27 protein-coding genes are annotated in these 25,869 nt (G+C 54.2%); 13 read left to right on the top strand and 14 right to left on the bottom strand.

Annotated elements, in window-relative coordinates; translation table 11 throughout:
• Positions 1–54: 54 nt before the first annotated feature.
• Complete coding sequence (locus B1H58_RS02010) at positions 55–636, bottom strand: ACP phosphodiesterase (RefSeq protein WP_085067741.1); 582 nt, start codon at positions 634–636, stop codon at positions 55–57.
• A 103-nt stretch (positions 637–739) separates the two neighbouring features.
• Here B1H58_RS02010 and queA point away from each other — a divergent pair, with 103 nt between their 5' ends.
• From queA to secF, 5 genes are all read left to right on the top strand, one after another.
• On the top strand, positions 740–1,810 hold the full coding sequence (gene queA / locus B1H58_RS02005) for a tRNA preQ1(34) S-adenosylmethionine ribosyltransferase-isomerase QueA (RefSeq protein WP_085067740.1): 1,071 nt from the start codon (positions 740–742) through the stop codon (positions 1,808–1,810).
• A 67-nt stretch (positions 1,811–1,877) separates the two neighbouring features.
• Positions 1,878–3,002 carry a tRNA guanosine(34) transglycosylase Tgt gene (tgt, locus tag B1H58_RS02000; protein ID WP_085067739.1) on the top strand — a complete coding sequence of 375 codons (1,125 nt, stop codon included), beginning with the start codon at positions 1,878–1,880 and terminating at the stop codon, positions 3,000–3,002.
• A 24-nt stretch (positions 3,003–3,026) separates the two neighbouring features.
• Positions 3,027–3,359 (top strand): preprotein translocase subunit YajC, encoded by a 333-nt coding sequence (gene yajC, locus B1H58_RS01995; RefSeq protein WP_085067738.1) that lies wholly within the window; start codon positions 3,027–3,029, stop codon positions 3,357–3,359.
• A gap of 27 nt (positions 3,360–3,386) precedes the next feature.
• Complete coding sequence (gene secD / locus B1H58_RS01990; protein ID WP_085067737.1) at positions 3,387–5,234, top strand: protein translocase subunit SecD; 1,848 nt, start codon at positions 3,387–3,389, stop codon at positions 5,232–5,234.
• Positions 5,235–5,244: 10 nt separating this feature from the next.
• On the top strand, positions 5,245–6,213 hold the full coding sequence (gene secF, locus B1H58_RS01985) for a protein translocase subunit SecF (protein WP_085067736.1): 969 nt from the start codon (positions 5,245–5,247) through the stop codon (positions 6,211–6,213).
• A 92-nt stretch (positions 6,214–6,305) separates the two neighbouring features.
• Here the strand turns inward: secF and B1H58_RS01980 are convergent, their stop codons facing one another.
• On the bottom strand, positions 6,306–6,845 hold the full coding sequence (locus B1H58_RS01980; RefSeq protein ID WP_085067735.1) for a DUF3251 domain-containing protein: 540 nt from the start codon (positions 6,843–6,845) through the stop codon (positions 6,306–6,308).
• A gap of 170 nt (positions 6,846–7,015) precedes the next feature.
• Between B1H58_RS01980 and nrdR the strand changes: the two genes are divergently transcribed.
• From nrdR to pgpA, 6 genes are all read left to right on the top strand, one after another.
• Positions 7,016–7,465: a transcriptional regulator NrdR gene (gene nrdR, locus B1H58_RS01975; protein WP_038627640.1), complete on the top strand. Its 450-nt coding sequence runs from the start codon at positions 7,016–7,018 to the stop codon at positions 7,463–7,465.
• 3 nt (positions 7,466–7,468) lie between these two features.
• Entirely contained in the window at positions 7,469–8,575 is a 1,107-nt protein-coding gene (ribD, locus tag B1H58_RS01970; protein WP_085067734.1) for a bifunctional diaminohydroxyphosphoribosylaminopyrimidine deaminase/5-amino-6-(5-phosphoribosylamino)uracil reductase RibD, read from the top strand.
• Between the two features lie 89 nt (positions 8,576–8,664).
• Positions 8,665–9,135, top strand: coding sequence for a 6,7-dimethyl-8-ribityllumazine synthase (ribH, locus tag B1H58_RS01965; RefSeq protein ID WP_085067733.1), 471 nt, complete (start codon positions 8,665–8,667; stop codon positions 9,133–9,135).
• A 19-nt stretch (positions 9,136–9,154) separates the two neighbouring features.
• Positions 9,155–9,574, top strand: a complete 420-nt coding sequence (gene nusB, locus B1H58_RS01960) for a transcription antitermination factor NusB (protein WP_085067732.1) — start codon at positions 9,155–9,157, stop codon at positions 9,572–9,574.
• A 57-nt stretch (positions 9,575–9,631) separates the two neighbouring features.
• A complete protein-coding gene (thiL, locus tag B1H58_RS01955) occupies positions 9,632–10,609 on the top strand; it encodes a thiamine-phosphate kinase (RefSeq protein ID WP_085067731.1) in 978 nt (325 codons plus the stop codon).
• A complete protein-coding gene (pgpA, locus tag B1H58_RS01950; RefSeq protein WP_085067730.1) occupies positions 10,590–11,093 on the top strand; it encodes a phosphatidylglycerophosphatase A in 504 nt (167 codons plus the stop codon). The genes thiL and pgpA overlap by 20 nt, the downstream gene beginning before the upstream one ends.
• A 40-nt stretch (positions 11,094–11,133) precedes the next feature.
• Here the strand turns inward: pgpA and B1H58_RS01945 are convergent, their stop codons facing one another.
• From B1H58_RS01945 to xseB, 4 genes are all read right to left on the bottom strand, one after another.
• Positions 11,134–12,108, bottom strand: coding sequence for an aldo/keto reductase (locus B1H58_RS01945; protein ID WP_085067729.1), 975 nt, complete (start codon positions 12,106–12,108; stop codon positions 11,134–11,136).
• 166 nt (positions 12,109–12,274) lie between these two features.
• Positions 12,275–14,140 carry a 1-deoxy-D-xylulose-5-phosphate synthase gene (dxs, locus tag B1H58_RS01940; protein ID WP_085067728.1) on the bottom strand — a complete coding sequence of 622 codons (1,866 nt, stop codon included), beginning with the start codon at positions 14,138–14,140 and terminating at the stop codon, positions 12,275–12,277.
• Between the two features lie 19 nt (positions 14,141–14,159).
• Complete coding sequence (gene ispA / locus B1H58_RS01935; RefSeq protein ID WP_085067727.1) at positions 14,160–15,059, bottom strand: (2E,6E)-farnesyl diphosphate synthase; 900 nt, start codon at positions 15,057–15,059, stop codon at positions 14,160–14,162.
• The gene (gene xseB / locus B1H58_RS01930; RefSeq protein ID WP_085067726.1) at positions 15,059–15,301 is read right to left on the bottom strand and encodes an exodeoxyribonuclease VII small subunit; all 243 of its coding nucleotides are present in this window, start codon (positions 15,299–15,301) and stop codon (positions 15,059–15,061) included. Before xseB ends, ispA begins: the two co-directional genes overlap by 1 nt.
• A 231-nt stretch (positions 15,302–15,532) precedes the next feature.
• Between xseB and thiI the strand changes: the two genes are divergently transcribed.
• Complete coding sequence (gene thiI, locus B1H58_RS01925) at positions 15,533–16,981, top strand: tRNA uracil 4-sulfurtransferase ThiI (RefSeq protein ID WP_085067725.1); 1,449 nt, start codon at positions 15,533–15,535, stop codon at positions 16,979–16,981.
• Between the two features lie 38 nt (positions 16,982–17,019).
• On the opposite strand, the gene yajL is transcribed toward thiI, so the two are convergent.
• A complete protein-coding gene (yajL, locus tag B1H58_RS01920; protein ID WP_085067724.1) occupies positions 17,020–17,622 on the bottom strand; it encodes a protein deglycase YajL in 603 nt (200 codons plus the stop codon).
• Positions 17,576–18,496 carry a 2-dehydropantoate 2-reductase gene (panE, locus tag B1H58_RS01915; RefSeq protein WP_085067723.1) on the bottom strand — a complete coding sequence of 307 codons (921 nt, stop codon included), beginning with the start codon at positions 18,494–18,496 and terminating at the stop codon, positions 17,576–17,578. Before panE ends, yajL begins: the two co-directional genes overlap by 47 nt.
• Positions 18,497–18,628: 132 nt before the next feature.
• Here panE and B1H58_RS01910 point away from each other — a divergent pair, with 132 nt between their 5' ends.
• Positions 18,629–19,120 carry a YajQ family cyclic di-GMP-binding protein gene (locus B1H58_RS01910; protein WP_085067722.1) on the top strand — a complete coding sequence of 164 codons (492 nt, stop codon included), beginning with the start codon at positions 18,629–18,631 and terminating at the stop codon, positions 19,118–19,120.
• 301 nt (positions 19,121–19,421) lie between these two features.
• Here B1H58_RS01910 and B1H58_RS01905 read toward each other — a convergent pair whose 3' ends face one another.
• The 6 genes from B1H58_RS01905 to cyoA all read right to left on the bottom strand — a co-directional run bounded on the left by B1H58_RS01905 (position 19,422) and on the right by cyoA (position 25,670).
• On the bottom strand, positions 19,422–20,786 hold the full coding sequence (locus B1H58_RS01905; protein ID WP_085067721.1) for an MFS transporter: 1,365 nt from the start codon (positions 20,784–20,786) through the stop codon (positions 19,422–19,424).
• A 126-nt stretch (positions 20,787–20,912) separates the two neighbouring features.
• Complete coding sequence (cyoE, locus tag B1H58_RS01900) at positions 20,913–21,800, bottom strand: heme o synthase (RefSeq protein ID WP_085067720.1); 888 nt, start codon at positions 21,798–21,800, stop codon at positions 20,913–20,915.
• A 13-nt stretch (positions 21,801–21,813) separates the two neighbouring features.
• Entirely contained in the window at positions 21,814–22,146 is a 333-nt protein-coding gene (locus tag B1H58_RS01895) for a cytochrome o ubiquinol oxidase subunit IV (RefSeq protein ID WP_085067719.1), read from the bottom strand.
• A complete protein-coding gene (locus B1H58_RS01890) occupies positions 22,146–22,757 on the bottom strand; it encodes a cytochrome o ubiquinol oxidase subunit III (protein WP_085067718.1) in 612 nt (203 codons plus the stop codon). The genes B1H58_RS01895 and B1H58_RS01890 overlap by 1 nt, the downstream gene beginning before the upstream one ends.
• Complete coding sequence (gene cyoB / locus B1H58_RS01885; protein ID WP_085067717.1) at positions 22,757–24,739, bottom strand: cytochrome o ubiquinol oxidase subunit I; 1,983 nt, start codon at positions 24,737–24,739, stop codon at positions 22,757–22,759. The genes B1H58_RS01890 and cyoB overlap by 1 nt, the downstream gene beginning before the upstream one ends.
• A gap of 4 nt (positions 24,740–24,743) precedes the next feature.
• The gene (gene cyoA, locus B1H58_RS01880) at positions 24,744–25,670 is read right to left on the bottom strand and encodes a cytochrome o ubiquinol oxidase subunit II (protein ID WP_085067716.1); all 927 of its coding nucleotides are present in this window, start codon (positions 25,668–25,670) and stop codon (positions 24,744–24,746) included.
• Positions 25,671–25,869 lie beyond the last annotated feature (199 nt).

The raw sequence follows: 25,869 nt of genomic DNA, 5'->3' as shown, positions 1-25,869 counted from the left end.
GCGGAACAGGCCCGGCCTGCAGGGAATAAACATAACGGCCAGGCTGAGAAAAAGCTACAGCTGCTGTGCGGCAGCGCGTGCCATTAACTGTGGATAAAACTGCCAGAAAAAAGTTTCAAGCGCCGCGTAATTATCGGAAAAATCCTGCCACGAATCGGCCAGCGCCGCCAGACGCGGACGCCGCGCTGCCATTCCGCATAAAACCTGTTGCAGGTAATCGGGTTCGGCATAGCGTTCCATCCAGCGTTCACGCCAGAGATAGCCGTTAAGACGCTGGAAACCTTCTGGCAACTGCAGCAACATCGGCTCGATTTGCGCCTGAGCGCGCGCCAGAAACAGCGGCAGCGGCACCTCTGGCTCAATGCGATCCCAGTGACGTGATAAAAAATGATCCCACACCACATCCAGCGTGACAGGTGCAACCCGACGCGTTTCCTGACGAAACAGCCGTTTGGCGCTCAGGACTTCGGGTAAGGAGTCGGTAAGGGCATCAAGGCGACGGTGCAGCGCGATGCCGGCGGCGATATCGGCAGGCCACTGTAGGTGCGGATCGCCGCGTACATAGTCCGCCATCAGGTTGCCTGTCAGCGAGCTGTTGGCAAGCCGGGCTAAATGGAGATGAGCAAGAAAGTTCATCCTGGCAGTATACGCTAACAGAATGGTTACCGGGTAACAGTTCAGAATTTCCCGCTTTTCCGCTAGACTATGCCGCCTGTTTGTTAGCCGTAAGACATTGAGCATGCGCGTCGCTGATTTTTCTTTTGAATTACCTGAATCATTAATTGCCCACTATCCGCAGCCTCAGCGTAGCGGATGCCGACTGCTGTCGCTGAACGGTCCTGATGGCGCTTTAAGCCACGGCGTGTTCACCGATGTGCTGGATAAGCTTAACCCCGGCGATCTGCTGGTGTTCAATAACACCCGCGTCATCCCGGCCCGTGTCTACGGGCGTAAAGCCAGCGGCGGTAAGATTGAAATGCTGGTAGAGCGCATGCTGGATGACAAGCGTGTGCTGGCGCACGTCCGCGCCTCTAAAGCGCCGAAGCCGGGCGCAGAGCTGCTGTTTGGCGATGATGAAAGCGTGCGGGCAACAATGATTGCGCGTCATGATGCGCTGTTCGAAATTCAATTTGATGATGAACGCGACGTACTGGACATTCTTAACGCTATCGGTCACATGCCGCTGCCGCCCTATATCGATCGTCCAGATGAAGAGGCTGACCGCGAGCTTTATCAAACGGTTTACAGCCAGAAGCCGGGCGCGGTGGCCGCGCCGACCGCTGGCCTGCACTTCGACGAGCCGCTGCTGGCCGCGCTGCGGGAAAAAGGCGTCGAGATGGCATTTGTGACGCTGCACGTGGGCGCGGGAACCTTCCAGCCGGTGCGCGTGGACAGCATTGAAGATCACATCATGCATTCCGAGTATGCTGAAGTGCCGCAGGAGGTTGTGGATGCGGTGTTAGCCTGTAAGGCGCGCGGCAACCGGGTGGTGGCTGTGGGCACCACCTCGGTGCGCTCGCTGGAGAGCGCGGCGCAGGCGGCACAGGATGCGCTGATTGCGCCATTCTTCGACGATACCCAAATCTTTATCTACCCCGGCTATCGCTATCAGATTATTGATGCGCTGATCACCAATTTCCATCTGCCGGAATCCACGCTGATTATGCTGGTTTCCGCGTTTGCTGGTTATCGCCACACCATGAACGCCTATCGCGAGGCGGTAGCTGAGCAGTATCGCTTTTTCAGCTACGGCGATGCGATGTTTATTACCCGCAATCCCCAGGCGCCGGAGGAAAAAGTCGGCGGCTGATTAACCGACGCCGCAGCTGCGGCGTGATATTAACCATGCATCAGACTGTTTCTCTGATGGAGGCAACGTGAAGTTTGAATTAGATAAAAAAGATGGCCGCGCGCGTCGTGGTCGTCTGGTTTTTGATCGTGGCGTCGTAGAAACCCCAGCCTTTATGCCGGTGGGCACCTACGGCACGGTAAAAGGCATGACGCCGGAAGAAGTCAAAGAGACCGGCGCGCAAATCCTGCTGGGCAATACGTTCCACCTTTGGCTGCGTCCGGGGCAGGAGATTATGAAGCTGCATGGCGATCTGCACGATTTTATGCAGTGGCAGGGGCCGATTCTCACCGACTCCGGCGGTTTTCAGGTCTTCAGCCTTGGCGACATTCGTAAAATCACCGAAGCGGGCGTTCATTTCCGCAATCCGATTAACGGCGATGCGATCTTCCTCGATCCTGAGAAATCGATGGAGATCCAGTACGATCTCGGTTCCGATATCGTGATGATCTTTGATGAGTGCACACCTTATCCGGCGGACTGGGATTATGCCAAACGCTCGATGGAAATGTCGCTGCGCTGGGCGCAACGCAGTCGTGACCACTTCGATAAGCTGGGCAACAAGAATGCGCTGTTCGGCATTATTCAGGGCAGCGTTTACGAAGATTTACGTGATGTCTCTGTCAAAGGACTGGTGGAGATCGGCTTTGATGGTTACGCTGTGGGCGGTCTGGCGGTCGGTGAGCCGAAGGAAGATATGCACCGTATTCTGGAGCATGTTTGCCCGCAGATCCCGGAAGATAAGCCGCGTTATTTAATGGGCGTTGGCAAGCCGGAAGACCTGGTTGAAGGCGTACGTCGCGGTGTCGATATGTTCGATTGCGTTATGCCGACGCGTAACGCGCGTAACGGTCACCTGTTTGTCACCGACGGCGTGGTTAAAATCCGTAACGCCAAACATAAAGATGATACGTCGCCGCTGGATGCAGAGTGTGATTGCTACACCTGTCGCAATTACAGCCGCGCCTACTTGCATCATCTTGATCGTTGTAACGAAATACTCGGTGCGCGTCTGAATACCATTCATAACCTGCGTTATTACCAGCGCCTGATGGCGGGTTTACGCCAGGCTATTGAAGAAGGTAAATTAGAGTGCTTCGTCAGTGAATTCTATACGCGGACGGGCAAAGCGGTTCCGCCATTAAACGCTTGATAATTAAACAATGAGGGAAAGTTGATGAGTTTTTTCATTTCTGACGCAGTGGCAGCAGCAGGCGCACCGTCGCAGGGAAGCCCCTACACGATGGTTGTGATGTTGGCGGTTTTTGGCCTGATTTTCTATTTTATGATCCTGCGTCCGCAGCAAAAACGTGCCAAAGAGCATAAAAAACTGATGGACTCAATCGGCAAAGGCGATGAGGTATTGACTACCGGTGGTCTGGTGGGTCGCGTGACCAAAGTGGCCGACAACGGCTACATTGCTATCGCGCTCAACGATAACAACGAAGTAGTTATCAAACGTGATTTCGTGGCTGCCGTACTGCCGAAAGGTACTATGAAGGCGCTGTAATTCTTTGTTTTCCCTAAGGGAACTGCCGTGTTAAACCGTTATCCTTTGTGGAAATACATTATGCTGATCGTGGTGTTTGCCGTCGGTCTGCTGTATGCACTTCCCAACCTTTATGGAGAGGATCCGGCTGTTCAAATCACTGGCGCGCGCGGAAGCGCCGCCAGTGAGCAAACGCTGGACCAGATCCAAAACGTCTTAAAACAAGAGCATATTCAAAGCAAATCTATTGCGCTGGAGCAGGGCGCTATTCTGGCGCGTTTCTCTAACACAGATGTGCAGCTGCGCGCGCGTGAAGCGCTGATGAAAACGCTGGGCGAAGATTACGTCGTCGCACTCAATCTGGCACCTGCCACGCCGAAATGGCTGGATATGCTGGCAGCGCAGCCGATGAAGCTCGGTCTGGATCTGCGCGGCGGTGTCCACTTCCTGATGGAAGTGGATATGGATACCGCGCTGGGTAAGCTGCAGGAGCAGAATACCGACAGCCTGCGTAGCGATCTGCGTGAGAAAGGCATTGCCTACACCAACGTACGCAAAATCGAAAACTACGGCGTGGAAATCCGCTTCCGTGACGCCGATGCGCGTGACAATGCCGTTAACTATCTTTCAACGCGTCATCGCGATCTGGTGATTAGCAGCCGTGGCGATAACCTGCTGCGTGCGGTAATGAGCGATGAGCGTCTGCGTGAAGCGCGTGAATATGCTGTTCAGCAGAACATTAACATTCTGCGTAACCGTGTTAACCAGTTGGGTGTCGCGGAGCCGTTGGTTCAGCGTCAGGGAGCCGATCGCATCGTGGTTGAGCTGCCGGGCATTCAGGATACCGCGCGCGCGAAAGAGATTTTGGGCGCAACGGCAACGCTGGAATTCCGTCTGGTGAATACCGTGGTGGATGCCACTGCAGCGGCTAAAGGCCGTGTGCCGGGCGATTCAGAAGTGAAGCAAACGCGTGAAGGCCAGCCGGTTGTGCTGTACAAACGTGTGATCCTCACCGGTGACCACATTACCGATTCCACCTCCAGCACCGACGAATATAATCAGCCGCAGGTTAATATCTCGCTCGATAGCGCGGGCGGCAATATGATGTCGACCTTTACCAAAGATAATATTGGTAAGCCTATGGCAACGCTGTTTGTTGAATATAAAGACAGCGGTAAGAAAGATGCCAACGGCCGCTCTATCCTGGTGAAACAGGAAGAGGTGATTAACGTAGCGAATATTCAGTCGCGCCTGGGCAACAGCTTCCGTATTACCGGTATTAACAACCCGAATGAAGCGCGTCAGCTTTCGCTGCTGTTGCGTGCCGGTGCGTTGATTGCGCCGATTCAGATTGTTGAAGAGCGCACCATCGGCCCGACCATGGGGCAGCAGAATATTACCCAGGGTCTGGAAGCCTGCCTGTGGGGCTTGATCGCCTCGATCGTGTTTATGGTGGTTTACTATAAAAAGTTCGGCGTTATTGCCACCACTGCGCTGGTTGCCAACCTGGTCCTGATCGTCGGCATTATGTCATTGCTGCCGGGCGCGACCTTAACCATGCCGGGCATTGCCGGTATCGTTCTGACGCTGGCGGTGGCGGTGGATGCCAACGTGCTGATAAACGAGCGTATCAAAGAAGAGCTGAAGAATGGGCGTACCATTCAGCAGGCAATTCATGAGGGCTATAAAGGGGCATTCTCCAGTATCATTGATGCCAACGTCACCACGCTTATCACCGCGATTATCCTGTATGCGGTTGGCACCGGCTCGATTAAGGGTTTTGCCATCACCACCGCCATTGGCGTGGGAACCTCGATGTTCACTGCCATTGTTGGTACGCGTGCCATTGTTAACCTGTTGTATGGCGGCAAACGCATCAACAAGCTGTCTATCTGAGGAGTAGGTTGTGGCACAGGAATATAGTGTTGAACAATTAAACTACGGCCGTAAAGTCCATGACTTTATGCGCTGGGATAAGCTGGCCTTTACCCTTTCCGGGCTGCTGCTGATCGCGTCAGTGATCATCATGGGCGTACGCGGGTTTAACTGGGGACTCGATTTTACCGGCGGTACGGTAATTGAGATTTCCCTGGAAAAACCTGCCGAGCTGGATACGTTGCGCGGCGCACTGGAGAAATCAGGCTTTGTTGAGCCGCAGGTGCAAAATTTCGGCAGCAGTCGTGACGTAATGGTCCGTCTGTCACCGAATGCCGGCAATGCAGGACAGGAGCTGGGCAATAAGGTGGTCTCGGTAATCAACGAGGCTGCCGGCCAGAATGCGACCGTTAAGCGTATTGAGTTTGTCGGCCCCAGCGTCGGCAGCGATCTGGCGCAGGCGGGCGGTATGGCGCTGTTGGTGGCGCTGATCGCTATCCTGATCTATGTGGGCTTTCGCTTCGAGTGGCGTCTGGCGCTTGGCGCCGTACTGGCGCTGGCGCATGACGTCATTATTACGCTCGGTATTCTGGCGCTGTTCCATATCGAGATCGATTTAACCATCGTCGCCTCGCTGATGTCGGTTATCGGCTACTCACTGAACGACAGTATCGTGGTTTCTGACCGTATTCGTGAGAACTTCCGTAAGATCCGTCGCGGAACGCCTTATGAAATCGTCAACGTCTCACTGACGCAGACGCTGAGTCGTACCATTATGACCTCAGCAACCACGCTGGTGGTGGTGCTGATGCTGTTTATTTTCGGCGGCGCGCTGCTGGAAGGGTTCTCGCTGACGATGCTGATCGGCGTTTCCATCGGTACGGTTTCTTCAATCTATGTTGCTTCCGCGCTGGCGCTGAAGCTGGGCATGAAGCGTGAACATATGCTTCAGCAGAAAGTAGAAAAAGAGGGCGCTGACCAGCCTTCCATTCTGCCGTAAGGCAACGGTGATAAGCTAAAAAGGCCGCGTGAGCGGCCTTTTTCATTTCCGCAAAGCGCGGCCTAATCCCTTTTACCTGTTGTTTGCGCCGCTCAGTTTAACGGCTCAATATTATGCACCCGTACATATCCTAACTGCTGCGGTGACAGGCCGCTCAGGCGCAGCGGAACCGGCTGCCCGGCTTTAGGCAGCAGAGTATTACGTACCTCAATGGTTTGCGACAGCGCACCGGCGCTGAGAGGTTTGCCGGTGGCGCTATCCAGTTCTCCCCATTCGACCTGCATTCTCAGGTTTTGCAAAGGGCGATCGTCCGCCGAACGCAGCGTAAGCAAGGCGCGGGTGCCGCTCGCCTCTGGTTCAATGCGCGTCAGCGTTAACATCAGCGGTCCAGCCTGGCTTTTGAGCTCAACGCGCGTATTTGCCGCTGGCAGCAACCATGCGCCTTGGCTGGATTGGCTGTTTAACTGGTTTTGCTGTTCCAGCATGCTGGCCTGGCGCGTCAGCTGATTAACCTGCTGATTAAGCTGTTTCACTTCGCTATGTAGTGCCTGATTTTTTGCCGGGGAAGGCGCAGCGCAGCCGTTAAGCAGCGCTGCAGTCAATAACGGCAGCAGAAAAAGACCCTTTTTCATTTTCACTCTCCTTTTAATGCTTTTACTTACAAGCTTAGGTGAAAGCGTAAGGGAGGGCGAAAAAGCGCGCGGGTCGCACAGAAAAATGCGTCGCCAGCCCGCTGAGGCTTTGGTTGTCAGGGGCTTCGGGGTACACTAAGGTTTAATTTCGTGAAGAATCAGGATATGTCATGCATTGCCCATTCTGTTCCGCCGTGGATACCAAAGTAATTGATTCCCGTCTGGTTGGTGAAGGCACCTCTGTGCGCCGCCGCCGTCAATGCCTGGACTGCCATGAGCGTTTTACCACCTTTGAGGTGGCGGAACTGGTGATGCCACGCGTGATTAAAAGCAACGATGTCCGCGAGCCGTTTAATGAGGATAAGTTGCGCAGCGGCATGGTTAAAGCGCTGGAAAAGCGCCCGGTTAGCTCTGATGCCGTTGAAAACGCCATTAGTCATATCAAAACCCAGCTGCGCGCCACCGGCGAACGCGAAATTCCCAGCAAAATGATTGGCAACCTGGTGATGGATGAGCTGAAAAAGCTCGATAAAGTCGCCTATATCCGTTTTGCTTCCGTCTATCGCAGCTTTGAAGACATTCGTGAATTTGGCGAAGAGATCGCCCGTTTACAGGATTAAGCTATGCGCGATGAAGAGTATATGGCGCGCGCGCTGGAGCTGGCGCGGCGCGGTCGTTTTACCACTACGCCGAATCCCAACGTTGGCTGCGTTATCGTACGCGATGGCGTTATCGTGGGCGAGGGCTGGCATCAGCGCGCCGGTGAGCCGCACGCGGAAGTGCATGCATTGCGGATGGCAGGCGAGCAGGCCAGGGGCGCGACCGCTTACGTTACCCTGGAGCCCTGTAGCCATCACGGTCGTACGCCGCCCTGCTGTGAAGCGCTGATTGCCGCTGGCGTCAGCCGGGTGGTTGCGGCGATGCAGGATCCTAACCCGGAAGTGGCCGGACGCGGGCTCTATCGTCTGCAGCAGGCGGGGATCGACGTCAGTCATGGGCTGATGATGGCGGAAGCCGAAGCGCTGAACCGGGGTTTTTTAAAACGCATGCGCACCGGCTTTCCCTTCGTTCAGCTAAAACTGGGCGCATCGCTGGATGGTCGTACGGCGATGGCCAGCGGCGAAAGCCAGTGGATAACTTCGCCCGAAGCGCGGCGTGATGTGCAACGCCTGCGTGCGCTCAGTTCCGCCATTCTTGGCAGCAGTGCGACCGTGCTGGCTGACGATCCGGCGCTGACGGTTCGCTGGGAGGAGCTGGGTGCCGCCACGCAGGCACACTATCCGCAGGAAAATTTACGCCAGCCGGTACGGGTGATTATTGACAGCCAGAACCGGGTAACGCCGCAGCATCGCCTGCTGCATCAGCCGGGTGAAACCTGGCTGGCGCGCCTGCAGGCAGATGAGCAGCAAAGCTGGCCTCAGGCGGTGCAGCAACTGCGGGTTCCGCCGCGTGATAACCGGCTCGATCTGGTTTCGCTGATGATGATGCTGGGCAAACAACAGATCAATCAGGTGTGGGTCGAAGCGGGCGCTCAACTGGCGGGTGCGCTGTTGGAAGCGGGCGTGGTGGATGAGTTAATTGTTTATATGGCGCCGAAGCTGCTGGGCGATAACGCCCGTGGATTGTGCGCTTTACCTGGCCTGAGTGAGCTGCGTGACGCGCCGCTGTTCAGCTTCAGCGATGTGCGTCAGGTAGGTCCGGATCTGCGCCTGACGCTCAGGCCGGTTTAACGCCCTGCGGAAAAGCGGAAGCAGAGTGCGAAAGAGTGTGGTAGAATCCGCCCCCCTGCGGGGCCAATAAGAACCCTGAAAGGAAAATTATGAAAATTATCGAAGCTGCTGTTGCTACGCCGGAAGCGAAAGTCGCGATTATCATTGCGCGTTTCAACAACTTCATCAATGAGAGCCTGCTGGATGGCGCGATTGATGCGTTAAAGCGCATTGGTCAGGTGAATGATGAAAACATCACCGTTATCTGGGTGCCGGGTGCCTATGAATTACCTATGACGGCTCGTGCCGTTGCCAATGCCGGAAAACATGATGCGGTTATTGCCCTGGGCACCGTAATCCGTGGCGGCACTGCGCACTTCGAATATGTTGCCGGTGAGGCCAGCTCAGGTCTTGCCAGCGTCGCTATGAATAGCGACATCCCGGTCGCCTTTGGCGTCCTGACCACTGAAAATATCGAGCAGGCTATTGAACGCGCTGGTACCAAAGCGGGCAATAAAGGTGCAGAAGCTGCACTGACCGCGCTCGAAATGATTAACGTATTGAAAGCCATTAAAGCCTGATTTTTGTAAGGGGATTTTTGTGAAACCTGCTGCTCGTCGCCGCGCCCGTGAGTGTGCTGTCCAGGCGCTTTATTCCTGGCAGTTGTCCAATAATGACATTGCTGATATTGAATATCAGTTTCTCGCGGAACAGGATGTCAAAGATGTTGATATCAACTATTTCCGCGAGCTGCTGGCTGGCGTTGCGACCAACAGCGCGTACCTTGACGGTTTGATGAAGCCTTACCTGTCACGCCAGCTGGAAGAGCTGGGCCAGGTAGAAAAAGCCATTCTGCGCGTCTCTCTGTATGAACTGAGCAAACGCAGCGATGTGCCCTATAAAGTGGCTATCAACGAAGGTATCGAGCTGGCGAAAGTGTTTGGCGCTGAAGACAGTCATAAATTTGTTAACGGCGTGCTGGATAAAGCCGCTCCGCAAATCCGCCCCAACAAAAAATAAGCAATCGAGGCCGGATTCTTTCCGGCCTTTTCTATTCAGGTTCAGCGGAACTTCATTATGTCATGTGGCGAATTTGAACTGATCGCGCGTTATTTTAATCGCGTGACAAGCTCACGTCGCGATGTGGAAAAAGGCATCGGCGACGACTGCGCGTTACTGAACGTGCCGGAAAAGCAAACCCTGGCCATCAGTACCGACACGCTGGTAGAAGGCATCCACTTTCTGCGCGATATCCATCCTGCCGATCTCGGTTATAAGGCGCTGGCGGTTAATCTGAGCGATCTCGCCGCCATGGGTGCCGATCCTGCCTGGCTGACGCTGGCGCTGACGCTGCCGGATGTGGATGAAGCCTGGCTGAAAGCGTTCAGCGACAGCCTGTTTGAACTGCTGGACTACTACGATATGCAGTTGATCGGCGGCGATACCACGCGCGGACCACGTAGCCTGACGCTGGGTATTCACGGTCTGGTGCCTGCGGGGCGCGCTTTGCGCCGCAGCGGTGCGCGTCCGGGCGACTGGATTTACGTTACCGGTTCGCTGGGCGACAGCGCAGCAGGTCTGGCGCTGTTGCAGCATCGGGTGCGTATTACCGATCCTGCGGTCCATGAGGCGCTGATAAAGCGCCACCTGCGTCCCATGCCGCGTATTTTACAGGGGCAGGCGCTGCGTAATCTTGCCAGTGCGGCCATTGATATTTCTGATGGGCTGATCTCTGATTTAGGGCATATCCTCAAGGCCAGCGAGTGCGGCGCACGGGTAAATATCGACGCTCTGCCGTTATCTTCCGTGCTGCGCGATCATTTTGAACCGGAGCAGGTGCTGCGATGGGCGTTAAGCGGCGGTGAGGATTACGAGCTCTGCTTTACCGTGCCGGAGATCAACCGTGGCGCGCTGGATGTTGCGTTAGGGCGTCTGGGGGTGCCATACACCTGTATTGGCCAGCTGGCACCGGAATCAGAAGGGCTGACATTGTTGCAGGACGGCAAGCCAGTCACGCTGAAATTGAAAGGATTCGATCATTTTGACGCGCGATAAAGACCTGGCGAAAAGCCGCCTGCGCCTCAGCAACCCCTGGCACCTGCTGGCTACCGGCTTTGGTAGCGGCCTGTTTCCATGGGTGCCGGGCACCATGGGATCGCTGGCTTCGCTACCTTTCTGGTGGCTGATGACCTTTTTACCGCAGGATATCTATTCGCTGCTGGTGATGTTCGGCATCTGTATCGGCGTTTATCTCTGTCACCGTACCGCTAAAGATATGGGCGTTCATGACCACGGCAGCATCGTCTGGGATGAATTTATCGGTATGTGGATTACGCTGATGGCGATCCCGACTAATAGCTGGCAATGGGTATTGGCTGGCTTTGTGATTTTCCGCGTGCTGGATATGTGGAAACCCTGGCCGATCCGCTGGTTCGATCGCAATGTGCACGGCGGGATGGGGATTATGGTCGATGATATTATCGCCGGAATTATCTCTGCCGCGCTGCTGTGGTTTATCGGACACCACTGGCCGCTGTAACCTCCGACCGGCGACGAAACCCGCTTCGTCGCCACTCTGCTTACTGAAAACCGACCACCGGATGCGGCTGATAAAGCGTTTCCAGTTGCGCGACCTCTTCTGGCGTCAGGGTAATTTCTACAGCCTTGACCAGATCCGCCAGCTGTTCAGCGCGTGAAGAGCCGATAATCGGCGCGGTGACCGCCGGTTTCGTTAACTGCCACGCCAGGGCGATCTGTGCCTGGCTGACGCCTTTCTCCGCCGCCAGCTTTTCAACCCGTTGGGCTATTGCCGCGTCATTTTCTTCGTTGCTGGCATACAGCGTTTTGCCGAACTCATCCGATGCTGAGCGTGCAGTGCTTTCTCCCCACGGGCGCGAAAGGCGACCGCGCGCCAGCGGACTCCAGGTCAGAACGGCAACATTTTCCGCCAGGCATAGCGGATGCATTTCACGCTCTTCTTCGCGCTGGATCAAATTGTACTGGTCCTGCATGCTGACAAAGCGCGTCCAGCCGTGTAAATCCGCGGTATAGAGCGCTTTGGCAAACTGCCATGCGTACATTGACGAGGCGCCGATATAGCGTGCCTTGCCCGCCTGTACTACATCATGCAGCGCTTCCAGCGTCTCTTCCAGCGGAGTCTCGTAATCCCAGCGGTGGATCTGCAGTAAATCGACATACTCCATGCCGAGGCGCGTCAGGCTATCGTCAATGGATCGCATAATATTCTTGCGCGACAGACCACGCGGTAGATTACTCATTTGATTATAAACTTTTGTGGCAACCACGACCTGATCACGCCGCGCATAGTCGCGTAGCGCTCGCCCGACAATCTCTTCGCTACTGCCGTCGGAATAGCTGTTGGCGGTATCGAAAAAATTAATTCCCGCCTCCAGCGCTTGCTTAATTAATGGGCGGCTGCTCTCTTCAGGCAAGGTCCAGGGATGGCTACCACGAGCGGGCTCGCCAAATGTCATACAGCCGAGACAAAGGCGGGAAACCTGCAGATCCGTGCTGCCCAGTTGCGTCATTTTCATAAAAGCTCCTGCGATAAAAAGATTTAACAGCGGGTGGTTTCAAGCGTAGCAGTTAAATACTGCGTTAAAGCGCATGACAGAAGGAGGGGAGAAGAGCAGGTTACGCCCGAAAAGATTAAAGAGATAGCGCCGGTCGCGATTTACGCGGATCCGGCGCTCAGAAATGTTACTGGGCCAGCCACTCAGCAATCTGCTGCTGAATGCCTTCAGCGTCCAGCTGATAGTCGTGGCGGATCTCATCCTGGGTGCCCTGCGGGATAAACTCATCCGGCAGACCGATATTCAATACCGGCACCGCAGCACGCTTCGCCATCAGCAGTTCATTAACGCCGCTACCTGCGCCGCCTTTAATCGCACCTTCCTCCAGCGTCACCAGCAATTCATGGCTGGCCGCCAGTTCCAGTATCAGCGCCTCATCCAGTGGTTTAACGAAACGCATATCCACCAGCGTGGCGTTCAGCGCGTCGGCTGCCGCCTGCGCTTCCGGCAGCAGCGTGCCGAAGTTGAGGATCGCCAGTTTTTCGCCGCGACGTTTCACCACGCCTTTGCCCAGCGGCAGTGAGACCAGCGGCTGTATAGGTGCGCCGGTGCCGGTGCCGCGCGGATAACGCACTGCGCTTGGCCCGGCCTGATAGTGATAGCCGGTATAGAGCATTTGACGGCATTCGTTTTCGTCGCTGGGCGTCATGATCACCATGCCGGGAATGGTACGCAGGAAAGCGAGATCGAACGCGCCCTGATGCGTTTGTCCATCCGCGCCGACAATGCCGCCGCGATCGATAGCGAACAGCACCGGCAGCTGCTGGATTGCCACGTCATGAATCAGCTGATCGTAAGCGCGCTGCAGGAAAGTGGAGTAAATCGCCACCACCGGCTTATAGCCGCCGATAGCCAGTCCGGCAGCAAAGGTCACCGCATGCTGCTCGGCAATCGCTACGTCGAAATACTGGCCCGGATACTGGCGTGAAAAGCCCACCATACCAGAGCCTTCACGCATCGCTGGCGTAATCGCCATCAGCTTATTGTCGTCTGCCGCGGTTTCGCACAGCCAGTCGCCGAAAATCTTCGAGTAGGTGGGTAAACCGCCAGAGCTTTTAGGCAGCGCGCCGCTGGCCGGATCGAATTTAGGCACGGCGTGCCAGGCGATAGGATCGTTCTCAGCCGGCGCGTAGCCTTTGCCTTTTTTGGTCATGATATGCAGGAACTGCGGACCTTTCAGATCGCGCATATTGCTGAGGGTATGCACCAGCGTCAGCACATCGTGACCATCAACCGGGCCGATATAGTTGAAGCCCAGTTCCTCAAACAGCGTCCCCGGCACCACCATGCCTTTCAGATGCTCTTCGGTACGCTTAACCAGCTCTTTAATCGGCGGCAGGCCGGTCAGCACTTTTTTGCCGCCTTCACGCAGGCGTGCATAGGTTTTACCAGAGAGGATTTGCGCCAGGCGATTATTGAGCGCGCCAACGTTTTCTGAAATCGACATTTCGTTATCGTTCAGGATCACCAGCAGATCCGCTTTGATATCACCGGCATGGTTCATTGCCTCAAAGGCCATCCCGGCGGTGATAGCACCGTCGCCAATAATACAGGCGGTACGACGGCCCCGGCCCTCTTTGCCTGCAGCCACTGCCATACCAAGACCGGCGCTGATTGAGGTAGAGGAGTGTCCTACGCTCAGCACGTCATATTCGCTTTCCGCCCGCCAGGGGAACGGATGCAGGCCATTTTTTTGGCGAATGGTGCCGATGCGGTCGCGGCGTCCGGTCAGAATTTTATGCGGGTAGGCCTGATGGCCGACATCCCACACCAGATGATCGAACGGCGTGTTATAGACGTAGTGAAGCGCGACGGTCAGTTCAACCACCCCGAGGCCCGAAGCAAAATGGCCGCTGGAGCGGCTGACGCTGTCCAGCAGGTACTGACGTAGTTCATCGCACAGTGCCGGCAACTTCTCTTTCGGCAGTTTACGCAGTTCTTGCACGGTATCGGCAAGCGCCAGCGTCGGGTATTTTGCAGTATCAAAACTCATCAGAGACTCATTGTGGAAGTTATTTATCGCGTTCGATTATGAAGCCTGCCAGCGCATGTAAGGCGGAGGTGTCCAGAGAAAGTGCAGCCAGCTGGTCCAGCGCGCCGAGCGCTTCCTGATAGAGGTCCTGCGCTTTCTGGCGGGCATCGTCCAGTCCCATCAGGGCCGGGTAAGTGCTTTTGCCAAGTTGCTGATCGGCACCCTGCTGTTTGCCCGTCACTGCGGTATCGCCCACCACATCCAGAATGTCATCCTGAACCTGAAAGGCGAGCCCGATCGCATTGGCATAACGATCGAGCAGCGGCAGGGCTGCGCGTCCGCGTTCTCCGGCACTCAGCGCGCCAAGGCGTGCGGCAGCGCGTATTAACGCACCGGTTTTATGGCGATGAATCTTTTCCAGCGTCGCTAAATCGATCTGCTGCCCTTCCGCCGCCAGATCCAATGCCTGACCGCCGCACATGCCTGCTACGCCGCTGGCCTGCGCCAGTTCAGAAATCATGGCGATGCGGTCCTGCGGCTGAACGCCATGCATCGGAGCATCAGCAAGGATCGAAAAAGCCAGCGTTTGCAGCGCATCGCCCGCCAGAATAGCGTTATCCTCGCCAAATTTAATATGGCAGGTTGGCTGTCCACGGCGCAGGCTATCGTCATCCATAGCCGGAAGATCATCATGAATCAGTGAGTAGGCGTGAATGCATTCAACGGCGGCGGCGGGCGCGTCCAGGGTATCAGCGTCGGCCTGCAACATATCGCCGACCACATATACTAAAAACGGACGCAGCCGTTTACCGCCTAATAGTGCCCCATATTGCATGGCATTAACCAGAGGAGAACTCTGAAAGGGCAGGGGAGCAATAAAACGCGACAGCGCAAGGTTCACCCGCTGATGGTAGTGGGCAAGCAGTTCAGCAAAATCCATTATTCAGCATCCGGCGTAAAAGGCGTCAGGGCAGCATCTTTATCATCGTTAAGCAGGATCTGAACGCGCTGTTCCGCCTGCTGCAGGGTTTTTTGCCCCACTTTTGCCAGCTGTACGCCGCGCTCAAATTCATTCAGCGCCTCTTCCAGCGGTAAATCGCCGCTTTCCAGACGGGTAACTATCTGCTCCAGCTGCTGCAGGGAAGTCTCAAAACTGATGGGCTGTTCGGCTTTTTTTGGCATAGTGATTATTGGCTCACAGGTTTTTTATCTATAGCAAGCGGACATGGTAGCCGACTCGAAATGATTAGCAAAATAATGATAGAGCATGACGGTAAAACAGGCAGCTCAAAGACAAAAGTGATATACTGCCGCGCCTCGGAAGCAAAGGACGCAGGTGACTTTGCAATTCATTGATTTTATCAGTTAAGTGCCGCTGTTTTTAGCACTTAATTATCTCAGAGCTGTGCTGCCATGAAGTTTATCATTAAATTATTTCCTGAAATCACCATCAAGAGTCAGTCGGTGCGCTTGCGCTTTATCAAAATCCTTACGGGTAATATTCGTAACGTACTGAAGGATCTTGATGAAACTCTGGCAGTGGTGCGTCACTGGGATCATATTGAAGTACGATCCAAAAATGAAAGCCTGCGTGAAGTTTATGTTGATGAGCTCACGCGCATTCCCGGTATCCATCATGTGCTGGCAGTAGAAGATCGCACCTGGACCGATATGCACGATATTTTCGAGCAGACGCTGGCCGTTAACCGCGAACGTCTGGAAGGGAAAACCTTCTGCGTACGCGTTAAGCGTCGGGGACAGCATCCGTTCAGCTCGCAGGATGTGGAGCGCTATGTCGGCGGCGGTCTGAATCAGCATATCGCCAGCGCACAGGTAAAGCTTTCGCATCCGCAGGTTACGGTCAATCTGGAGATTGAGAACGAGCGCCTGATTCTGGTGACTGGCCGCCATGAAGGCCTGGGCGGCTTCCCTATCGGTACGCAGGAAGATGTGCTGTCGCTGATTTCCGGCGGCTTCGATTCCGGTGTTTCCAGCTATATGCTGTTGCGTCGCGGCTGCCGCGTACATTACTGCTTCTTTAACCTGGGCGGCGCGGCGCATGAAATCGGCGTTCGTCAGGTGGCACACTATCTGTGGAATCGTTTTGGTCGCTCGCATCGCGTGCGTTTTGTTGCCATCAATTTCGAGCCGGTGGTGGCAGAGATTCTGGAAAAAGTGGATGACGGCCAGATGGGCGTGGTACTGAAGCGCATGATGGTGCGTGCGGCTTCGCAAATTGCCGAGCGCTACGGCGTGCAGGCGCTGGTGACCGGCGAGGCGCTGGGTCAGGTATCCAGCCAGACGCTGACTAACCTGCGCCTGATTGATAACGCCTCTGATACCCTGATCCTGCGTCCGCTGATTTCGCACGATAAAGAGCACATCATCAATCTTGCGCGCCAGATCGGCACGGAAGACTTTGCCCGTACCATGCCGGAATATTGCGGTGTGATCTCGAAAAGCCCGACGGTTAAAGCGGTAAAGAGCAAGATCGAAGCGGAAGAAGCGAATTTCGATTTCAGCGTGCTGGACCGTGCGGTGCAGGAAGCGACCAATGTTGATATTCGAACCATCGCTGAACAGTCACAGGAAGAGGTGGTGGAAGTCGAAACCGTTGCTTCTGTTTCAGCGAACGAAGCGCTGCTGGATATTCGCTCGCTGGATGAGCAGGAATCTAAGCCGCTGAAGGTGGAAGGGATAGAAGTGACATCGCTGCCGTTTTTCAAACTGGCCACCCATTTTGGCGATCTTGATCAGAGTAAAACCTGGCTTCTGTACTGCGATCGCGGCGTGATGAGCCGTTTGCAGGCGCTTTATCTGTATGAGCAGGGCTTTAAGAACGTGAAGGTTTATCGTCCTTAAGCCGATAGAGTGGCCAGCCGTCCGGCTGGCCTTAAAGCTTAAAACGGGTCGCGATAATCGTAAATCCCCGCCGCCATTACCAGTTGTTCTCCTACTTCCCGCGCTTTCTCTTTTCCTGCCAGCAGATCGATCAGCTTCAGGGCAAAATCTATCGCCGTGCCTGGCCCCTGGCTGGTCAGTAAGTTAACCCGGGGATCCCACACCACCCGTTTTTCCACCCATTTTTCCGCCGGGATAGTCTCTTTTAATCCAGGAAAACCGGTCATATTCCCCAGCGGAAAGAGATCGTGCGGCACCAGCACCGTGCCGGCTGCGGCACAAATGGCGGCAACAATGCGCCCGGAAAGATGAAACTGGCGCACCGTTTCTACCAGCAGCGGACTATCGCGGAAGGCCTCTGCGCCCTTCAGCCCGCCAGGCAGCACAATAGCCGCAAAGTCGTTGTCCGCAACCTCGACCAGCGGCGCATCCGCCAGCAGCCGCACGCCGCGTGAACAGACAATTTCGCAACTGCCATCGCTGTTGACGCTGGCGGTGATAACAGGAATCCCACCGCGCACCAGCAGGTCGATAGTGGTAACGGCTTCGGTTTCTTCAGTGCCATGTGCCAGGCAGACCAGCACCGATACGTTCGCGTTCATAATCTTGTTCCTTACGCTTAATCAGCTCATACAGCCGGGCATTCTCCGGCACGGCGATCCCCTGCGCCCGCGCGCGCTGCAGCAGATAACCAGTAATATATTCAATCTCAGTGCGACGCTGGGAACGGATATCCTGCAGCATAGAGGATACGTTAAGCGCGGTGCCGGCAATCACGGAATAAATATATTCCTTAAGCTGACCGGCGCTGGTATGCAGCCCCTCCCGCGTCATAACCGCCGCAACCTCATCGCACAGCAGAGAAATTTGCTCCGGCCAGGCGATCAGCTCGCCGTTTAAGCAGTCATGGATGGCGCTGAGAGGATTGATAACACAGTTAACGGCCAGCTTCTGCCAGCATGCGGCAGAAACATTATTATGCCAGGCGACATCCGGCAACGCCTTATGCAGCATTTCGGCCAGATCGCTTAACGCCGCGCTATCAGCGGAGCCCGGCCCAATATGTGTGGTGCCGCTGGCAACGTGCAGGATAACCGTACCGTCATGTTTAGCTGCATGGGTAGTAACGCCACGCAGTAACGGCTGCGTCAGGCTTTTCAGCTCTTCCAGCGTGCCCATACCGTTATGCAACAGCAATATTGGGCAGTCTGGCGGCAGCAGACTTTGCAGATTTTTTACCGCGCCAGAAACTTGCCAGGCTTTAACCGTCACCAGCAGAAGATCGCACTGGCTAAGAAACAGCGGATCGTTGGCAATAAAGGTTTTATTTACCACTGAACCGTCGGTATCAATAACGTTCACCGAACACCAGGGCTGTGGAACCCGTAGCCAGCCCTGTACCTCATGCCCCTGTCGATCGAGTGCCGCCAGCCAGAGCTGACCAAGCGCGCCGCAGCCAAGTACCGTAATTTTCATGCGTCCTCCCGCAGGCGGTTTTCAGAGCCTTACCGGCGAGTTAATTGAGTATAGCTATGCCTAAGGGCTATTTTCCTTGCCATGCACAAGCAGGTATTATGCCTGTCACTTTGGAGTCTGGAGAAAAAAATTATGCCATCTTTCGATATCGTTTCTGAAATCGACATGCAGGAAGTACGAAACGCGGTAGAAAACGCCAACCGTGAACTGTCAACCCGCTTTGATTTTCGTAATGTCACTGCCAGCATTGAGCTGAATGAAAAAGCGCAGACCATTAAAGTCACCACCGAGTCCGATTTTCAGGTGAAACAGCTGGTGGATATTCTGCGTGAGAAGCTGCTTAAACGCGGAATTGAAGGCGCGGCGCTGGAGGTGCCGGAGCAGATCGAGCATAGCGGGAAGAGCTGGAGTCTGGATGCCAAACTCAGGCAGGGTATCGAGACCGATATGGCGAAGAAGATCGTTAAGCTTATCAAAGACAGCAAGATTAAGGTGCAGGCGCAGATTCAGGGTGAAGAGGTGCGCGTTAACGGTAAGTCGCGTGACGATCTGCAAAGCGCCATTGCGCTGGTGCGCGGCGGAAACCTGGGCCAGCCGTTTCAGTTTAAAAACTTCCGCGATTAATTAAATGTGATAGCACCGTATCGATAAGCGGGGCGCTTAATGTACTGACAGACATCACCGGCGTCTGCGGCACAGGCAGGCCGGGCAGAAGAGTAAAGCGTCCCGCGGCAGGGACGCCGCGGGCCGAGCTGTCAGGGATGACGTTTTTTGCGTCTTTACGATCGGACCGGCCTGCCTGTGCAGGCACCGGCCCTTATTTGAAGGCTGCGCCATACTGCCTTTCTGGTATCAGGCCGCGGTGATAGGGCCGTGCCATACTGCCTTTATTATATCGATGCTGCCAGCGGAGAAGGACAACGCGTCAGGCGCTGGCAATCAGCGCTTCCAGCTCAACCCGGCTGGTTACCTTACTGTCGATTTTAATATAGGCGCTACGCTCTTCCGGCACGATAAACACCGAAGAGACGCCGCGCTGCGCTTTAAGTTTTTGCTCAAGGCGTGGATCGTTAAGCGCATTCTCACTCAGCACGATACGCAGGCTACTGACATAAGGTGGCTCTTGCATGGTACTGCTAAGCAGCAGCCACAGCGTAGCGACAATCGAGCCCAGCAAAAACACCGTTTGCGCGTCAAACCGATCGAAAACCCAGCCGCCCATGCTGCCGCCTATCGCCACGCCCAGAAACTGGCTGGTGGAATAAATTCCCATAGCGGTGCCTTTATAACCGGCCGGTGATTCTTTACTGATTAATGAAGGCAGAATGGCTTCCATCAGATTAAAGGCGAGGAAAAAAAGCTGCACGCCAATCACCAGCGTCCAGAAATGATTTCCTGCTCCCCAAAGTACAATTTCGGCGATAAGGATCAATGCGACACAGCAGATAAAAACCCGCTTCATGCGGCGTTTTACTTCGGCATAGATAATAAAAGGCACCACGCCAACAAACGCCACCAGCATGGTGATCAGATAAACCTTCCAGTGCTGCTCAGCCGGAAAGCCAGCCAGCTCAAACTGACCAGGCAGGGCAACAAAACTCGACATCAGCAGAATATGCAGGCAGAAAATGCCGATATTCAATTTCAACAGGCGCGGCTGCATCAGCACTTCGCGAATACTGCCTTTGACCATTCCCGATTCGCGGTTCAAAACATGATGCGGCGCGTTAGGCACCACCAGCAATGTAATCACAATACCGCAGCTGGCCAGAATCGCGATCATCCAGAACAGCGCATGCAGGCCGAAGGAATGCGTAATGATCGGACCCAGCACCATCGCAATGGCAAAGGTCACGCCAAAGCTGATGCCGATAAATGCCATCGCTTTGGTACGGTTCTGCTCACGCGTAAGATCGGAAAGCAGGGCCATAACGGCGGCGGCAATCGCCCCGGAGCCCTGCAGGGCGCGACCAAGAATGACTCCCCAAATCGAGGTGGTGCTGGCTGCGATAACGCTGCCGAGCACAAAAACCAGCAGGCCGCCGACAATAAGCGGTTTACGACCAATACGATCGGAAAGCAGCCCAAAGGGGATCTGGAAAATAGCCTGGGTCAGTCCATAAATGCCAATCGCCAGGCCAATCAGCGCTTCGCTTGCGCCCTGCAAAGCCATGCCGTATGTAGTAAGAACGGGCAAAACCATAAACATGCCCAACATACGTAAAGAGAATACGGTGCCTAAACCCCAGGTTGCGCGCAGCTCAACCGGTGTCATTTTGTTATCGTTCATTGCAACCTCAATATTATTACTGACACTATTTTAAGGAGCAGGGCAGGGCGGGTAAAACGGAAGTTTTTAAGCAGTCGTAACAAAAAGAAAGGGCGCAAGAAGCGCCCTTAGTGATGTGGCTTACGATTAGCGTACGTAAGTCAGCAGGTTTTCTGACACCGGTGCCATAAAGTCAACCGACATCATCACGCTTAGCGCCGTAATAGCGACAATGGAGAATACAAACAGCTTACGAGCCCAAACGCGATCGTTTGAGGTTTTGTAACCTGAAAGTGCCATCCCCAGCCACCAAACGCTAACTGCCGCCGCAACCACCAGATATTTGTAGCCAGCGTAGCCGCCCAGCGTCAGCATCAGCGTGGCAATCATAAACGCCAGGATGTAGAGCGTAATATGATTTTTTGCCACGGAGATCCCTTTCACTACCGGCAGAACCGGAATATTTGCTGCCTGGTAATCTTTAAAGCGGAAGATAGCAATCGCATAGGAATGCGGCATCTGCCACAGGCTAAAGATCGCCAGCAGGATCAGCGCGCCAGCATCAAACTCGTTAGTCACTGCGCAGTAGCCAATAACCGGCGGCGCAGCGCCGGAAAGACTACCAATCAGCGTACCGTAGACTGATTTACGCTTCATATAGAGGCTGTAAATGCCGACGTATACCACGAAGCCCATGACCGCCAGCCACATGGCCAGCGGGTTTGCTCCGAAATACAGCAACGCAAAGCCAGCAATACCTAATGCGGTTGCATAAACCAGGGTTACTTTCGGAGAGATGAGGCCTTTTACCAGCACTCGATTCTTGGTTCTCTCCATTTTTCTGTCGATGTCGCGGTCGATAAAGTTGTTATAAACACAACCTGATGCGACCACCAGTGAGACACCAACCAGGGCGGTGAGAAACAGGGTGTAATCAATACTGCCTTTCGAAGCCAGCAGAAAACCCCCGATAACAGAAATTAAATTCCCGAAAATAATTCCTGGTTTTGTTACTTGCAGGTATTGCTTAATCATCACGAGCGACTCTTTAGTGGGACATCATCATGTTGTAGTTGAGGTTCCACATGATCCACAGCGAGCCGACGACAACAATCAGGATAATTATGGCGGAGAAGACAATCGCCACAAAGTTCCAGCCGCCTTCAGATTTGGTATCAAGGTGCAAGAAGAAGACCAGGTGAACAAGCACCTGAACTACCGCACACACCAGAACCACGCTGAGAATTGTGCCATGCGAAGCGCCGCCATCCATTACCATCCAGAACGGGATAGCCGTCAGGATGATAGAGAGGATGAAGCCAATCATGTACGATTTCACGCTGCCGTGAGATGCGCCATGTTCGTTAACAGAATGACTCATTACATGGCCCCCATCAGATAGACAACGGTAAATACGCAGATCCATACCACGTCGAGGAAGTGCCAGAACAGGCTCAGACACATGATACGCGCGCGGTTGGTGGCATTCAGACCATTTTTAGCAATCTGGAACATCAGAACCAGCATCCAGATCAGACCAGAGGTTACGTGCAGACCGTGCGTACCAACCAGCGTAAAGAAGGCTGACAGGAAGCCGCTGCGATCCGGGCCGAAGCCTTCTGCGATCAGATGATGGAACTCATAGATTTCCATCGCGATAAAGCCAAGACCGAACAGGAACGTCAGCGCCAGCCAGCGGTTAACCGCGCCTTTTTTGCCGTTGTTCATGCCGATAACGGCCATACCGTAAGTAATGGAGCTCAACAGCAGCAAGGCGGTTTCGACCAGTACGAACGGCAGTTCGAAAATGTCTTTACCTGCCGGACCACCGGCAGTGTTGTTGACCATAACTGCATAGGTCGCAAACAGCGTTGCGAAGATAATGCAGTCACTCATCAGGTAGATCCAGAAGCCAAAAATCTTATTGGCTCCCGCATCGTGATGCCCATGCTCCGCATGGGCGTCGTGCTGTTTAGACAGTGTTTGTGCCATTATTTCAGACCTGCTTTGCTGATATCTTTGAAGTGCTGATTTTCAATTGCTTCGACCTCTTTGACCGGAACATAGTAATCAACGTCTTCATCGAAGCTTTTAACGATCCAGCTAACAATCATCGCCACGAAGGACAGACCCATCAGCCACCAGATATGCCAGATGGCAGCGAAACCAAAGACCGTTGCGAACAGGGCGATAATCAGGCCCGCGCCGCTGTTTTTCGGCATATGGATCTCTTCGTAATGAGCAGGCTGCTTATACGCTTCACCTTTTTCTTTCATTTCCCAGAAGGCATCACGCTCATTGATGTGCGGAACCACTGCGAAGTTATAGAACGGCGGCGGAGAGGAAGTTGACCACTCCAGCGTACGGCCACCCCACGGGTCACCGGTCAGATCGCGGTTCAGGTGACGGTCGCGTACAGAAACCCAGAACATGATCAGCTGAGAGAGGATACCCAGCGCAATCAGGCCAACACCTACGGCAGCAACAACCAGCAGCGTATGGAACTGCGGATCGATATCCTGGCTCAGACGACGGGTCATGCCCATAAAGCCCAGCGCGTACAGCGGCATAAAGGCAACGAAGAAACCGATAATCCAGAACCAGAAAGCGCGTTTACCCCAGGTTTCGTTCAGGGTGAAACCGAATGCTTTCGGGAACCAGTAGGTCACACCGGCCATACAACCGAATACCACACCACCGATAATCACGTTATGGAAGTGCGCGATCAGGAACAGACTGTTGTGCAGCACGAAGTCAGCACCCGGAACCGCCAGCAGAACACCGGTCATACCACCCACAGAGAAGGTGACCAGGAAGCCTACGGTCCACAGCATGGCAGAGTGCATCTGAATGCGGCCCTGGTACATGGTGAACAGCCAGTTAAAGATCTTAACGCCGGTCGGGATGGCGATAATCATCGTCATAATGCCGAAGAAGGCGTTAACGTTCGCACCCGCACCCATGGTGAAGAAGTGGTGCAGCCAAACGATAAAGGACAGAACGGTAATAACCACGGTTGCCCACACCAGCGAGGTATAACCAAACAGGCGCTTTTTCGAGAACGTGGCAACAACTTCTGAGAACACACCGAACACCGGCAGAACCAGAATATAAACTTCCGGATGGCCCCATACCCAGATCAGGTTGACATACATCATCATGTTGCCACCCATATCATTGGTAAAGAAATGGAAGCCCAGATAACGGTCAAGGGTCAACAGCGCCAGCGTCACGGTCAGAACCGGGAACGAGACGATGATCAGCACGTTAGTACACAGCGATGCCCAGGTGAACACCGGCATTTTGAACATGGTCATGCCCGGGGCACGCATTTTCAGGATAGTAACGAAGAAGTTAATACCTGTTAATGTCGTACCGATACCGGAAAGCTGCAGACTCCAGATCCAGTAATCCACCCCAACGCCTGGGCTGTATTCCGCGCCTGACAGCGGGGGATAGGCCAGCCAACCGGTCTGAGCAAACTCGCCCACGGCCAGAGAGAGGTTAACCAGAATCACGCCGACAGCGGTGAACCAGAAACTCAGGTTATTAAGGAAAGGGAACGCCACGTCGCGCGCGCCGATCTGCAGAGGAACAGCGATGTTCATCAGACCAACAACGAACGGCATCGCTACGAAGAAGATCATAATTACGCCGTGGGCGGTAAAGATCTGATCGTAGTGATGAGGAGGCAGGAAGCCCGCTTCCCCGGCAGAGGCCAACATCTGTTGACCACGCATCATGATAGCATCGGCAAAGCCACGCAGCAGCATGACAAATGCCAGGATCACATACATGATACCCAGTTTTTTGTGGTCGACTGACGTCAGCCATTCGGTCCACAAGTATTTCCACTTACCGAAGTAAGTCAGCGCAGCGACAAGGGCCAGACCACCAAGAATGATGGCGGCCACCGTAATCATGATAATAGGCTCATGGTACGGCACTGCATCCAGTGTTAATTTTCCGAACATCGTATTATTCCTCGGCTCCCGCGTGAGAGGCTTCACTCATGTCCATGCCTTCATGACCTGACATGTCCATCGTCCCGTGGTTCATCTTGAATTTTTCAATAACCTGCTTGAACAATTCAGGATCCGCACTGGAGAAGTACTCAACCGGATGGTTTTCGCTTGGCGCTGCCAGTTTTTCGAATTCATCCATGGTGGTTAAGGTATTCGGTGCCTGTTTCGCTTTGGCTACCCATTGCTCGAAGCTTGCCTGATCGGGAGTAGCGATAGCGTTAAACTTCATTCCTGAGAAACCACGGCCGCTAAAGTTAGACGAGATGCCCTTAAAGGTACCCGGCTCGTTAGCAATCAGATGCAGCTTGGTCTGCATCCCCGCCATCGCGTAGATCTGGCTGCCGAGGGTCGGAATGAAGAAGGAGTTCATTACGGAGTTTGAGGTGATTTTGAAGCTCACCGGAGTATTCGCCGGGAACGCAATCTCATTAACCGTGGCAATGCCCTGTTCCGGATAGATAAACAACCATTTCCAGTCCAGTGCGATAACATCGATCTCAACCGGTTTCACGTCAGAAGCCAGCGGTTTGCCAGGTTCCAGCGCGTGGGTTGATTTCCAGGTCAGCACGCCAAGGAAGAGGATGATCAGGATCGGAACGGTCCAGACCACTGCTTCCACTTTATTGGAGTGGGACCAGTTAGGGCTATATTTTGCATTAGTGTTGGACGCACGATATTTCCATGCGAACACCACGGCCATCAGAATTGCGGGTATAACAACGATCAACATCAAGCCAAAGGCTGTCAGTATCAGCGAACGTTGCTCCATTGCAACCTGTCCTTTGGGATCTAACAACGCACTATCACAGCCACTTAACAATAAAGTGCCTGCAATTAATGACAAAATCCCCAAACTTTTATTGTATTTCCTGAGTCTCATTTAACGACCTCAATGACAAGGGCTCTATTGTCGTTTAAGTGTGGCGGCATTTTACGGGAAGGTTTATGCAGTGTAAACCAGCTTAAGAACGTGTCAGAAGGGTGTTGACACCTTTTGCCAAGGGTGTCACATCTGTTGCAGAAGGTGACAGAATATTAATGTAGACAGGTGGTTGAGTTAATATAACGAAAAAGGATGT

Origin of the sequence: Pantoea alhagi (genome assembly GCF_002101395.1) — a bacterium.
GTDB lineage: Bacteria > Pseudomonadota > Gammaproteobacteria > Enterobacterales > Enterobacteriaceae > Mixta > Mixta alhagi.
Note: the sequence above shows the minus strand (reverse complement) of the source record. Positions and strands in the feature narration are given on the sequence as shown.

Bases quoted from the DNA above. Each gene is read 5' to 3' on its own strand.
- yajL (WP_085067724.1), bottom strand. From the start codon at position 17,622: ATGAACGCGAACGTATCGGTGCTGGTCTGCCTGGCACATGGCACTGAA.
- ribD (WP_085067734.1), top strand. From the start codon at position 7,469: ATGCGCGATGAAGAGTATATGGCGCGCGCGCTGGAGCTGGCGCGGCGC.
- panE (WP_085067723.1), bottom strand. From the start codon at position 18,496: ATGAAAATTACGGTACTTGGCTGCGGCGCGCTTGGTCAGCTCTGGCTG.
- ispA (WP_085067727.1), bottom strand. From the start codon at position 15,059: ATGGATTTTGCTGAACTGCTTGCCCACTACCATCAGCGGGTGAACCTT.
- thiI (WP_085067725.1), top strand. From the start codon at position 15,533: ATGAAGTTTATCATTAAATTATTTCCTGAAATCACCATCAAGAGTCAG.
- ribH (WP_085067733.1), top strand. From the start codon at position 8,665: ATGAAAATTATCGAAGCTGCTGTTGCTACGCCGGAAGCGAAAGTCGCG.
- B1H58_RS01905 (WP_085067721.1), bottom strand. From the start codon at position 20,786: ATGAACGATAACAAAATGACACCGGTTGAGCTGCGCGCAACCTGGGGT.
- B1H58_RS01945 (WP_085067729.1), bottom strand. From the start codon at position 12,108: ATGAAAATGACGCAACTGGGCAGCACGGATCTGCAGGTTTCCCGCCTT.
- B1H58_RS01890 (WP_085067718.1), bottom strand. From the start codon at position 22,757: ATGGCACAAACACTGTCTAAACAGCACGACGCCCATGCGGAGCATGGG.
- dxs (WP_085067728.1), bottom strand. From the start codon at position 14,140: ATGAGTTTTGATACTGCAAAATACCCGACGCTGGCGCTTGCCGATACC.
- B1H58_RS01910 (WP_085067722.1), top strand. From the start codon at position 18,629: ATGCCATCTTTCGATATCGTTTCTGAAATCGACATGCAGGAAGTACGA.
- B1H58_RS01980 (WP_085067735.1), bottom strand. From the start codon at position 6,845: ATGAAAAAGGGTCTTTTTCTGCTGCCGTTATTGACTGCAGCGCTGCTT.
- queA (WP_085067740.1), top strand. From the start codon at position 740: ATGCGCGTCGCTGATTTTTCTTTTGAATTACCTGAATCATTAATTGCC.
- thiL (WP_085067731.1), top strand. From the start codon at position 9,632: ATGTCATGTGGCGAATTTGAACTGATCGCGCGTTATTTTAATCGCGTG.
- cyoA (WP_085067716.1), bottom strand. From the start codon at position 25,670: ATGAGACTCAGGAAATACAATAAAAGTTTGGGGATTTTGTCATTAATT.
- B1H58_RS01895 (WP_085067719.1), bottom strand. From the start codon at position 22,146: ATGAGTCATTCTGTTAACGAACATGGCGCATCTCACGGCAGCGTGAAA.
- cyoB (WP_085067717.1), bottom strand. From the start codon at position 24,739: ATGTTCGGAAAATTAACACTGGATGCAGTGCCGTACCATGAGCCTATT.
- yajC (WP_085067738.1), top strand. From the start codon at position 3,027: ATGAGTTTTTTCATTTCTGACGCAGTGGCAGCAGCAGGCGCACCGTCG.
- B1H58_RS02010 (WP_085067741.1), bottom strand. From the start codon at position 636: ATGAACTTTCTTGCTCATCTCCATTTAGCCCGGCTTGCCAACAGCTCG.
- cyoE (WP_085067720.1), bottom strand. From the start codon at position 21,800: ATGATTAAGCAATACCTGCAAGTAACAAAACCAGGAATTATTTTCGGG.
- xseB (WP_085067726.1), bottom strand. From the start codon at position 15,301: ATGCCAAAAAAAGCCGAACAGCCCATCAGTTTTGAGACTTCCCTGCAG.
- nrdR (WP_038627640.1), top strand. From the start codon at position 7,016: ATGCATTGCCCATTCTGTTCCGCCGTGGATACCAAAGTAATTGATTCC.